Source organism: Mesorhizobium sp. M0701 (assembly GCF_040320365.1).
Classification (GTDB): Bacteria; Pseudomonadota; Alphaproteobacteria; order Rhizobiales; family Rhizobiaceae; genus Mesorhizobium.
Map to the genome: position 1 here is coordinate 230170 of NZ_JAMYPO010000004.1, position 10013 is coordinate 240182.

A 10013-nucleotide genomic window follows, 5' to 3' on the forward strand; every position below is an offset into this window, starting at 1 on the left:
CATGCCAAGCTGGGAACCACGCCGATGACGGATGTCGCCGCCACCGCCGAAATGCAGGCCGCGCTGCTTTCAAGGGCGCTGCCCTATATGCAGCGCTACGAGAACAAGACGGTCGTGGTGAAATATGGCGGCCACGCGATGGGCGACATCGCGCTCGGCAAGGCTTTCGCCCGCGACATCGCACTTTTGAAACAATCCGGCGTCAACCCGATTGTCGTGCATGGCGGCGGGCCGCAGATCGGCGCCATGCTCAGCAAGATGGGCATCGAATCCAAATTCGAGGGCGGCTTGCGCGTCACCGACCAGAAGACCGTCGAGATTGTCGAGATGGTGCTGGCCGGGTCGATCAACAAGGAGATCGTCGCGCTGATCAATGCCGAGGGCGAGTGGGCGATCGGGCTGTGCGGCAAGGACGGCAACATGGTGTTTGCCGAAAAGGCGCGCAAGACCATGATCGATCCGGATTCCAACATCGAGCGGGTGCTCGACCTGGGCTTCGTTGGTGAGCCTGTCGAGGTCGACCGCACATTGCTCGACCTCCTGGCACGATCCGAAATGATCCCGGTGCTGGCGCCGGTGGCGCCCGGCCGCGACGGCCATACCTACAACATCAACGCCGACACTTTTGCCGGCGCCATCGCCGGCGCCTGCCAGGCGACGCGCCTGCTGTTCCTTACCGACGTGCCCGGCGTGCTCGATAAAGACAAGAAGCTGATCGACGAGTTGACCGTGGCCGAGGCCAAGGCCCTGATCAAGGACGGCACTGTCTCGGGCGGCATGATCCCCAAAGTCGAGACCTGCATCGAGGCAATCGAGCGCGGCGTCGCAGGCGTCGTCATCCTCAACGGCAAGACGCCGCATGCGGTGCTGCTCGAGCTGTTCACCGAACACGGCGCCGGCACGCTGATCGTGCCGTGAGGCCGGGTGTCTGAGGGGCTCAAGCGTTTGGCGAAATAGCGGTCACGGACTGACGCGACAGGCGTTCGACAACCATCGATTCTTCTTCCTCGTCTTGCGGCGCGCCCCAGAATTCGGCGAACGCTGTGCCATTTTTCAGGCGGCGGTCGCGGACCAGAAAGCCCCCGACTTCGCGGAACCAGACGCGGCGGCCCATTTTGGTGTACCAGCGCATCGAATGCCGTTGCTCCGGATCCTTGTGGAACAGGATGCGCGCCAGCGCCTTGGGCCGCGACTGCACGGCCAGTTCGATCAGCTTGACGGCGAAGAACAACATCCACGGCTTGAGGCGCGTCATCCGCAGCACCTGGTGCTTGTAGTCCCACAGGCGGGCGTCCAGTTGGATCACCTTGCGGTCCCTGGCAATCCTGAAGAACGGCGTCCAGCGGTGGGGCGTTACATAGAGCGCCTGGATCTGGTCGGGGTCATAAGCGATCAGCTGGCGGAAGCCGCGCCAGAGGTCGCGCAAACTTTCGTCCTCGAAACCGGCCACCCAGGTCGCCATCGACAAGATGCCGTTGAGGCGCAGCAGCCGTATCGCCTCGCGGTCGGACGAGGTGCTGCCGCCCTTGCGGATCAATGCAAGCGTCTGCTCGTCGGTATTTTCCATGCCAAGCAGCCAGCGGATGACGCCGGCCTGGCGATAGAGATGCAGGCTGTCGGCGTCGCGGACGATGTCGTCGGCGCGGGTGGAGCCGACGATCAGCACCGGCACATTCTCGGCGATCATCGCATCGAGAAAGGCGCGCCAGGCTTTTTTGGACGACGTCGGGTTCTCGTCGGCAAGGTTGATCAGCTCGACGCCATGCTCGCGGTATAGCCAGGCAATCTCCCGCGCGAACTTCCCGGGGTCGCGGTGCCGCCAGCGCGTCCAGAAGCCGCGCTGGCCGCAATAGTTGCACAGATGCGGACAGCCTCGCGAGAACTGCATGACTACTGCGCGCTTGCCGCCCCAATAGCTGTAGCGACTGAAGTCGATCAGTTCCCAGCCGATGCGGTAATCGTCGAAATTGGCGATCGTCCTTGCCGGCCGGGTGGCAAAAGGACGGCGCACATCGTCAGCAAAAGCGATCCCCGCCACAGCCGAGAGCGGCTTGCGTTTCTCCAGCGCTTCGGCCAGCGCGACGATGGTCGCCTCGCCCTCGCCACGAACGATGACGTCGAAGGCATCCGTTTCGGCCAGTATGTCGCGCCAGTGATAGGTCGGAAACACGCCGCCATAAATCAGGATTGTCGCCGGATCGATGTGCTTGACCATGCCGGCGATCAGCAGGGCTGTCGGATGCGCAGAGGTCGAGCCGGAATGGCCGATCAGAATGCAGTCGGGATGATCGCTCAAGGCGTCCCGGACCAGCGTGGCAAGCGGCATCGGCCCGAATTCGGCATCGACGAGCCGCACCTCGTGTCCCGCGTCGATCAGCGGACCGCCCAGTGCCAGCAAACCGAGCGGCGGCAGATGGTCGTCCGGCACACGGCTGCCGATGGCGGTATGCGGCGGGTTGATCAGGACGATTTTCATGGCGGGCCTTATGCAATGGCGGTCCGCATGTCGTAGTCGGCGATCTAGTTCCGGAGATTGGCTCGCTTCAGCAGTTTGTGTGCAGCTTTTCCGCAGAAATGCCTATCGTCTGAGATGTGCAAGCGGGACATGGCCGGGCCCCTTGATGTTCTGCAGCACAAGCTGTGTGTGTACGTCGCGCACGCCTTCGAGCCGCATCAGCCGGTGCATGACGAAGGCATTGAGCTCGTCGACCGACGGCACCATGACATGCAGCAGGAAATCGTAGTCTCCAGTCATCGTCCAGCACGACGACACCTCGTCCATGCGCTGCACGGCGGCGATAAAGGTTTCGGGTGAGCCGTCGCTGTGGGTTACGAGGCGCACCTGGATGAACACTTCGACCATCAGCCCGACGGCGCGGCGGCTGAGCACCGCAGCAAAGCCCTTTATGATGCCCGCCTGCTGAAGGGCCTCGAAGCGCCGCGCGCAAGGTGTCGTCGACAGCCCAATCTCCTGCGCCAATTCGGAGACCGGCTTGCGCCCGTCGCGCTGCAGGATGTCGAGCATCTTGATCTCGAATTCATCAAACTGAGGCATTTTCACTCTCCCAAAGCTCGATCGTGGAGTCTTTTACCTCCAACCCCGCATTTGAGCCACCATCAAAGCTGATTTGCCTCGCGCCATCCCGCTAGAATTTCCGGCAATCCGCTGATCATGATTTCCAGGGAGAGCAAGCCATGACAATGAACGTTGCCGACTATGCCCGCGAATGCGCGGCGCGAGGCCTTCGCGGCGATTATTCGGTCTGCCGTGCCGATTTCACCGTGGCGCAAGGCTACAATTATAGCGACGAAGAACAGGCGGTGTGGCGTACGCTGTGCGACCGCCAGACGAAGCTGACCAGGAAGCTCGCCCACCACTCCTACCTCGACGGCGTCGCGGCACTCGGTCTTCTCGATAAGATCCCGGATTTCGGTGCGGTCAGCGAGAAGCTGCGCAAGTTCACAGGCTGGGAGATCGTCGCCGTGCCGGGGCTCATTCCCGCCGCGCCGTTCTTCGACCACCTCGCCAACCGCCGGTTCCCAGTCACCAACTGGCTGCGAACCCAAAAGGAGCTCGACTACATTGTCGAGCCCGACATGTTCCACGATTTCTTCGGTCACGTGCCGATCCTGACGCAGCCGGTCTTTGCCGATTTCATGCAGATGTATGGCAAGAAGGCCGACAGCGTGATTGCGCTCGGCGGCGACGAGATGATCACCAGGCTTTACTGGTACACCGTCGAATACGGGCTGATACGCGAGCCGGGCCAGCCGCTGAAGGCTTTCGGCGCCGGGCTTATGTCATCCTTCACGGAGCTTCAGTTCGCGGTCGAAGGCGGTGAGGCGCACCATGTCCCCTTCGACCTGGAAACCGTGATGCGCACCGGCTACGAGATCGACAAGTTCCAGCGTGCCTATTTCGTGCTGCCGTCGTTCGCCGCCCTGCGTGATGCTTTCGAGACCGCCGATCTTGCGGCGATCGTGGCGCGCCGCAAAGGCGAGCCAGCGCTCGACCCGGCGAGCCTATAGGCTGTCGGCTGTTTCCAAAGCCTCGGCCTTCAGCCGGGCCAGCTGGTCGCGCTGAAGGTCGAGTGACGCCGTGACGAAGCGCAGGATCGTGGCGAGTTCAGTGTCGCTGAATGTGGCGATCACCTTTTCCCCCTCCTGCGCGATCGCGCCATAATAGCGCGCCGATAGTTCTCGCGTGAGTTCCGTCGCCTCTATGACCACCTTGCGCCTGTCCTCGAGGCTGCGCGTTCGTGTCAGCAGGCCGCGTGCCTCCAGCCGGTCGATCAGCGCGGTGACCGCGGCCGGCGTCAACCCTGTTGCGGCAGCGACCTCGCCAGCCGATCGCGGGCCGCCATAGAGCAGCGCCAGGCAATGGCGTTCCGCCATACTCAGCCCAAGCCTATCGCCCACTGCCTCGTCATAAGCCTGCGTCGCGTCCTGCCAGCCCATAATGGCAAGGCTGATGGCGGTCTTCATGTCGGCCCGATTCATGCTTGACGAATTTATTTCGACCATCTAACTATCAATCTGCCTAACATTACGGCCATTATAGTAATATGCTGCATCAGGCGCAAGGCAAGGTCTATCGCAGCCTGCAAGGAGTGAAACATGAATCAGACCCCAACGCGCGGCCTACTCACACCGGCCGAGGAGTTCAAATATGCCAAGCTGGCGATGGAGTGGTATGGCTGGGGCTCTCCCATTGGCCTTGGCATCGCTCAGGTCGCGCTGGCGGCGGCCGCCCTGCTGTTCCGCATCGCCATCTTCGGATTTTGACAGTCTGGCAGCGGCGCGGTTGAATGCAGCAGAAGGCTTAAGGCCGAGCTCAGGCGGCTTCGGAAATATCGCGGTCGATGATCGACAGATTGCGGCCGCGATGCTTGGCCTCGTAGAGCCGCTGGTCGGCGGCGCGCATTAGCTCCGACACTGCGGCGTCTCTGCCGCAGGTGATGCCGCCAATACTGACTGTCAGCGGAACCGTTCGTTCGTCGACGGGCCGGAAACGGATACGCTCGACTTCACGCCGGATGCGCTCGGCGACGCGCCTGGCCTCGTGTTCGGTGGCACCAATCAGAAGGGCGCAGAATTCCTCGCCGCCGATGCGGCCAAGCACGTCGCCGCTGCGCACGCCACGCTCTATCGCATTTGCGATCAGGAGCAGGGCATCGTCGCCGATCAGATGGCCGTAGCTGTCGTTGATGGTCTTGAAATGGTCGGCATCGACAATCAGCAATGCCCCGCGATCGGATTTGCGCCGGGAGCCGTCGAGAGCGGCAAAGAAACTTTCGCGGTTGAGCATGCCGGTCATGTCGTCGCGGCTCGCCTTTTCCGCCAAGCGCCTGTGCGCGGCGGCGAGTTGGGCATGGGCGCGGGCGAGCTCGCGATGCGCGGTCTGCAACCTTTCGCCCTGCCAGAACGTATAGGCGCCGACGCTCCAGGCAAGCGCGAGCGGGCACACGGTGGATGTCAGCCAGATGGTGCGGTTGATCGGAAACCCCATTGCCGGCACGACGATCAGCGTCAGCAAAAGCGAGACCGCGACGGAGGCGAAAGCGATGGCGGCAGACTTTAGAAATATGCGATTCATCGCTTGCTCCCACTGGTCCGTCTTGGTTCCAGCAAAGCGCTGAATGTCACCTTTCGGCGATGCTTAAGATTTTAATCATGGCGCCATTTTTACCACCCAGGGCGCGCATAGGTTGTGGATAAACCTCCTGTTAGAAAGATCGTTTCGTGCCATAAGGACGTATGACCACGCTTCCCGACCCCGCCCGCTTTGCCCATGTCACCGACTGGGTGTTCGATCTCGACAACACGCTTTATCCGCATCATTCGAATCTGTTCTCGCAGATCGATGTGAAGATGACCGCCTACGTCGGAGAATTGCTGACGCTGCCGCGCGAGGAAGCACGCAAGCTGCAAAAGGAGCTCTACCGCGAATATGGCACGACGCTGAACGGATTGATGACGCGCCACGGCATCGACCCCGATGATTTTCTCGAGAAGGTCCACGACATCGATTATTCCTGGCTGGTTCCAGATCCCGTCCTAGGCACCGCCATTCGCCAGCTTCCCGGCCGTAAATTCATCTTCACCAACGGCGATCGCCGGCATGCCGAACGCACCGCGCGGCAGTTGGGCATTCTCGAGCATTTCGATGATATTTTCGATATCGTCGCAGCCGGACTGAACCCCAAGCCGGCGCGGCAATCCTATGAGAAATTTGCCGAACTCCACGCCGTTACCGGGCAAAATGCGGTGATGTTCGAAGATCTTGCCCGCAACCTGTCGGTGCCGAAATCGCTGGGCATGACCACAGTGTTGGTGGTGCCGCGCAATTTCGAGCCGACCTTCTCGGAAATCTGGGAACGCGACCCGGCCAACGAGGACGATGTGGACTTCGTCACCGACGACCTCGCCGGCTTTCTCACGGCGATCGTGGAAGTCCCTGCTTGAGGCAGCCGGCGCGCTTCAAGTCCTTGCTTGCATGTCAAAGTTTATAGAAGCGGCTGACGATCCCCCAGGCCTCGTCGGCAGTGTCGACGAAATCGATGATATCCTGGTCGCCGGGCGTGATCGTGCCTTGCTCGGCGAGGAAATCGAGGTCGATCGCCCTTGCCCAGAAAGCCTTGCCGAACAGGATGACCGGCACGCGTTCCATGCGGCCGGTCTGGATCAGGGTCAGCGTTTCGAAGAACTCGTCCATCGTGCCGAAGCCGCCGGGAAACACCGCAACGGCCTTGGCACGCATGACGAAATGCATCTTGCGGACCGCGAAATAGTGGAAGTTGAAGCAGAGTTCCGGCGTCACGTAGGCGTTTGGCGCCTGCTCGTGCGGCAGCACGATGTTGAGACCGATCGATGGCGCGCCGACATCGTCGGCGCCACGATTGCCGGCCTCCATGACGCCCGGCCCGCCGCCGGTCACCACGACGAATTCGCGATAGTACGAGGTGGCCGACTGCTGTGAGCAGAGGCGGGCGAATTTGCGCGCCTCCTCGTAATATTTGCTGTTTTGCTCGAGGTTCTTCTTCTGCGTCTCGTTCTTGGCCGCCCAGGCTTCGCCGCCGGGCTCGGGAATGCGCGCGCCGCCGAACAGGATGACGGTCGATTGGATGCCGCGCTCGGCCAGGATCATCTCCGGCTTCAGCAGTTCGAGTTGCAGCCTGACCGCGCGCAACTCGCGCCGCGTCATGAAATCGGGGTCGTTCCAGGCCAGCCGATATGTCTCCGCGCGCGTTTGCGGCGTGTCCGGCACGCTTTTCGACCGCTCCAGATCCTCGTCCGAATGCGGCAGCGGCGTCCATCCCGCCTTTTCCATGGGAGTCATATTTGCTTTACCCGTCCAATCATTCACTTGCGCCGTCCCGTGACGCTGCCGCGATTGACCCTCCCCAAGCCTTCACATAGGGTCCGCGCGACTTTCAAACAGGTTAAGGCGCCGGCCCTTAACAGCTTGGTAATGGAGCGAATTCATGTCGAAGCCCGATCTCGCGAGCCTCGAGGAGATTATCGAGAACGCCTTCGAGGAACGCGACACGATTTCGACCGCAACCCGCGGCGAGACGCGCGAGGCCATCCAATCGGCGCTCGACCTGCTCGACCGGGGCGTCGCCCGCGTCGCCGAGCGGCAGGCCGACGGCAAATGGCACGTCAACCAGTGGCTGAAGAAAGCGGTGCTGCTGTCGTTCCGGCTCACCCCGATGGAGATCATAAAGGGTGGTCCCGGTCAGGCGGTATGGTGGGACAAGGTGCCCTCGAAATTCGACGGCTGGAGCGCCGTCGATTTCGAGAAGGCGGGCTTCCGCGCCGTGCCGTCGTCGATCGTGCGCCGCTCCGCCTATGTCGCGCCCAGCGCCGTGCTGATGCCGTCCTTCGTCAATGTCGGCGCCTATGTCGACAGCGGCACCATGGTCGACACCTGGGCTTCGGTCGGCTCCTGTGCCCAGATCGGCAAGAATGTGCATCTGTCGGGCGGTGTCGGCATCGGCGGTGTGCTGGAGCCGATGCAGGCCGGCCCAACCATCATCGAGGACAACTGTTTCATCGGCGCCCGTTCCGAAGTGGTCGAAGGCTGCATCGTTCGCGAAGGCTCGGTGCTCGGCATGGGCGTCTTCATCGGCCAGTCGACCAAGATCGTCGACCGCGCCACCGGCGAGATCTTCTACGGCGAGGTGCCGCCTAATTCCGTCGTCGTCGCCGGCTCGCTGCCGGGCAAGCCTTTTCCAAACAACGAGCCCGGCCCCAGCCTCTACTGCGCCGTCATCGTCAAGCGGGTCGACGCCAGAACCCGTTCCAAGACATCGATCAACGAATTGCTGCGCGATTGATCTTTCCAAGAACGGATGCACCGGGTTGACTGACAAACCTCAATTCCTGTGGCTTTTCTTCAGCCTTTCCGGGCGAGTGAATCCGAGCGCCTATGTTTTGGCTGGCCTCTTGCCGGTCATCGTTCAACACTTCTTGCTCTACCAGTTCGCGCGAACGCCGTTAGGCACTGCCGCGAGCCAGTACTGGGCGCTCGCCTTATGGATCGCAGTGTTCGTCTCGACATGGTCGACCTTTGCGCTAACGGCTAAGCGGTTCCATGATTTCGGCAAGCCTACCTATTACGCATTGGTCTCTCTCATTATCGGCATCGTCCTGCTTTTTATCCTGGCTTTTTTCAAAAGTGACCCCGGCCCCAACCGCTACGGCAAGCGCACCAACGCACCGGCCGAACCCTGAGCGCCGATCGGACATTTCGTCATGCGCTACCGCTCGCTTGATCCGAAACTGATCCTCGAAACCGCCGAACGGCTGGAAGGGCGCGTCGCCGAGCGCTTTCCCGATGCAGGCTTGCGCGGCGTCGCCGCCGAGCTCGTGTCGCTGTCGCGCGATCTGGCAAAGGCAGCCAAGGCGCTGGAGGCGCCGATCTGGTGGCTGCGCGGCCTCATCATCGCCGCCTTCGTCGTCGGAGCGCTGATGTTCCTGTTCGTCGGCACAATCCTGCCGCTCGGCCGCATCTCGGGAAACCACGATGCCTTCCAGTCGGTGCAAGGCATCGAAGCCTCCCTCAACATGATCATCCTCGCGGTGCTGGGCTTCCTGGCCCTGATTCGCTCCGAGGAGCGGATCAAGCGCAAGCGGGTGTTTCGCCAGCTCCACGGGCTGCGGTCGCTGATCCACGTCATCGACATGCACCAGCTGACCAAGGATCCGGCAACGCTTTCAGCCAGTTTCAAGCCGACTGCGCATTCGCCAGCCCGCATCACCAACGCCGCCGACCTTGCCCGCTATCTCGACTACTGCTCCGAAATGCTGTCGATCACCGGCAAGATCGCCGCGCTGTTCGCGCAATCGGTGAATGACGCCGTGGTCATCGACGGCGTCAATGACATCGAGAACCTGGCTTCGAACCTCTCGCGAAAGATCTGGCAGAAGATCACGCTGATCGAAACCCCTCATGGGCAGCCGGCACGTGCGGCGAAGACCGATCCCGAGCCGGGTCCGCCGCGTCGGCCTGCAGTCCGCAGACGACCGGGGCCGGCAAGCTAAAACCGGCGACCCGGCGGCAGATCCGCTAGAACGGCTCATCGTTTCGCAGAAACGCCGAACCGCTCTATCTTTTTGTTTTGACGCAATTCCGTGCGGAAAACCGTTTCACACTTTTCCTGGAATTGCTTGTCTTATGACTTTCGCTGCCGAAAGGGTCAGAAAGGAACGCTGAGAGAGGGTAGCCGCCCTCCCTCAGCGGCGAGGGTCGGATCGGTGGAATTGCTGACCGTTTGACGGGTCGAGCTAGAGTCGGATCGCCCTCGTCTTTCCCTTGAGGCCTGAACGGATACCCGGAGTTCGGCTCCGAACGACAAGCACAGGACAAGTGAAAGATGACCAACGATACCATCGGGATCGACATATCGAAGACCATCTCGACGCCCACAGGCTGAGCGACGGCGCGAGCCGGCGTTTTGCCAACGACAGCCGCGGCCACAAGGCGTTCATGAGCTGGTTGAGCCCGAGCC

Annotated in this window: 12 protein-coding genes; 7 read left to right on the forward strand and 5 right to left on the reverse strand. The window is 61.7% G+C overall.

What is annotated here, in order from left to right:
• The first annotated feature begins 24 nt into the window (after positions 1-24).
• A complete protein-coding gene (gene argB, locus NKI24_RS06495; protein ID WP_023677482.1) occupies positions 25-918 on the forward strand; it encodes an acetylglutamate kinase in 894 nt (297 codons plus the stop codon).
• A 19-nt stretch (positions 919-937) separates the two neighbouring features.
• Here argB and bchE read toward each other — a convergent pair whose 3' ends face one another.
• Both bchE and NKI24_RS06505 read right to left on the reverse strand, forming a co-directional pair.
• Positions 938-2476: a magnesium-protoporphyrin IX monomethyl ester anaerobic oxidative cyclase gene (gene bchE, locus NKI24_RS06500; RefSeq protein WP_352743982.1), complete on the reverse strand. Its 1539-nt coding sequence runs from the start codon at positions 2474-2476 to the stop codon at positions 938-940.
• 102 nt (positions 2477-2578) lie between these two features.
• A complete protein-coding gene (locus NKI24_RS06505; RefSeq protein WP_023677481.1) occupies positions 2579-3055 on the reverse strand; it encodes an Lrp/AsnC family transcriptional regulator in 477 nt (158 codons plus the stop codon).
• 140 nt (positions 3056-3195) lie between these two features.
• Here NKI24_RS06505 and phhA point away from each other — a divergent pair, with 140 nt between their 5' ends.
• Positions 3196-4029: a phenylalanine 4-monooxygenase gene (phhA, locus tag NKI24_RS06510; RefSeq protein ID WP_352452990.1), complete on the forward strand. Its 834-nt coding sequence runs from the start codon at positions 3196-3198 to the stop codon at positions 4027-4029.
• Here the strand turns inward: phhA and NKI24_RS06515 are convergent.
• Positions 4024-4524 (reverse strand): MarR family winged helix-turn-helix transcriptional regulator, encoded by a 501-nt coding sequence (locus NKI24_RS06515; RefSeq protein WP_352452989.1) that lies wholly within the window; start codon positions 4522-4524, stop codon positions 4024-4026. The two genes, phhA and NKI24_RS06515, sit on opposite strands and share 6 nt — an antisense overlap.
• A 93-nt stretch (positions 4525-4617) precedes the next feature.
• Between NKI24_RS06515 and NKI24_RS06520 the strand changes: the two genes are divergently transcribed.
• Entirely contained in the window at positions 4618-4785 is a 168-nt protein-coding gene (locus NKI24_RS06520) for a hypothetical protein (protein ID WP_352452988.1), read from the forward strand.
• 49 nt (positions 4786-4834) lie between these two features.
• On the opposite strand, the gene NKI24_RS06525 is transcribed toward NKI24_RS06520, so the two are convergent.
• The gene (locus NKI24_RS06525) at positions 4835-5596 is read right to left on the reverse strand and encodes a GGDEF domain-containing protein (protein ID WP_352568520.1); all 762 of its coding nucleotides are present in this window, start codon (positions 5594-5596) and stop codon (positions 4835-4837) included.
• A gap of 161 nt (positions 5597-5757) precedes the next feature.
• On the opposite strand from NKI24_RS06525, the gene NKI24_RS06530 reads away from it, so the two are divergent.
• A complete protein-coding gene (locus NKI24_RS06530; RefSeq protein ID WP_023677476.1) occupies positions 5758-6465 on the forward strand; it encodes a pyrimidine 5'-nucleotidase in 708 nt (235 codons plus the stop codon).
• A 34-nt stretch (positions 6466-6499) separates the two neighbouring features.
• On the opposite strand, the gene NKI24_RS06535 is transcribed toward NKI24_RS06530, so the two are convergent.
• On the reverse strand, positions 6500-7339 hold the full coding sequence (locus tag NKI24_RS06535) for an LOG family protein (RefSeq protein WP_023718198.1): 840 nt from the start codon (positions 7337-7339) through the stop codon (positions 6500-6502).
• A 145-nt stretch (positions 7340-7484) separates the two neighbouring features.
• Between NKI24_RS06535 and dapD the strand changes: the two genes are divergently transcribed.
• The 3 genes from dapD to NKI24_RS06550 are packed head-to-tail and all read left to right on the forward strand — an operon-like array spanning position 7485 to position 9546.
• Positions 7485-8339, forward strand: coding sequence for a 2,3,4,5-tetrahydropyridine-2,6-dicarboxylate N-succinyltransferase (gene dapD, locus NKI24_RS06540; RefSeq protein WP_352743986.1), 855 nt, complete (start codon positions 7485-7487; stop codon positions 8337-8339).
• A 25-nt stretch (positions 8340-8364) separates the two neighbouring features.
• Entirely contained in the window at positions 8365-8736 is a 372-nt protein-coding gene (locus tag NKI24_RS06545; RefSeq protein ID WP_352743988.1) for a DUF805 domain-containing protein, read from the forward strand.
• A gap of 21 nt (positions 8737-8757) precedes the next feature.
• On the forward strand, positions 8758-9546 hold the full coding sequence (locus NKI24_RS06550) for a hypothetical protein (protein ID WP_352455973.1): 789 nt from the start codon (positions 8758-8760) through the stop codon (positions 9544-9546).
• Positions 9547-10013 lie beyond the last annotated feature (467 nt).

Excerpts from the sequence above, each read along its gene's own strand:
- NKI24_RS06525 (WP_352568520.1), bottom strand. The coding sequence starts at position 5,596 with ATGAATCGCATATTTCTAAAGTCTGCCGCCATCGCTTTCGCCTCCGTC.
- argB (WP_023677482.1), top strand. The coding sequence starts at position 25 with ATGACGGATGTCGCCGCCACCGCCGAAATGCAGGCCGCGCTGCTTTCA.
- bchE (WP_352743982.1), bottom strand. The coding sequence starts at position 2,476 with ATGAAAATCGTCCTGATCAACCCGCCGCATACCGCCATCGGCAGCCGT.
- NKI24_RS06530 (WP_023677476.1), top strand. The coding sequence starts at position 5,758 with ATGACCACGCTTCCCGACCCCGCCCGCTTTGCCCATGTCACCGACTGG.
- NKI24_RS06515 (WP_352452989.1), bottom strand. The coding sequence starts at position 4,524 with ATGGTCGAAATAAATTCGTCAAGCATGAATCGGGCCGACATGAAGACC.
- dapD (WP_352743986.1), top strand. The coding sequence starts at position 7,485 with ATGTCGAAGCCCGATCTCGCGAGCCTCGAGGAGATTATCGAGAACGCC.
- NKI24_RS06550 (WP_352455973.1), top strand. The coding sequence starts at position 8,758 with ATGCGCTACCGCTCGCTTGATCCGAAACTGATCCTCGAAACCGCCGAA.
- NKI24_RS06535 (WP_023718198.1), bottom strand. The coding sequence starts at position 7,339 with ATGACTCCCATGGAAAAGGCGGGATGGACGCCGCTGCCGCATTCGGAC.
- NKI24_RS06505 (WP_023677481.1), bottom strand. The coding sequence starts at position 3,055 with ATGCCTCAGTTTGATGAATTCGAGATCAAGATGCTCGACATCCTGCAG.
- NKI24_RS06520 (WP_352452988.1), top strand. The coding sequence starts at position 4,618 with ATGAATCAGACCCCAACGCGCGGCCTACTCACACCGGCCGAGGAGTTC.
- phhA (WP_352452990.1), top strand. The coding sequence starts at position 3,196 with ATGACAATGAACGTTGCCGACTATGCCCGCGAATGCGCGGCGCGAGGC.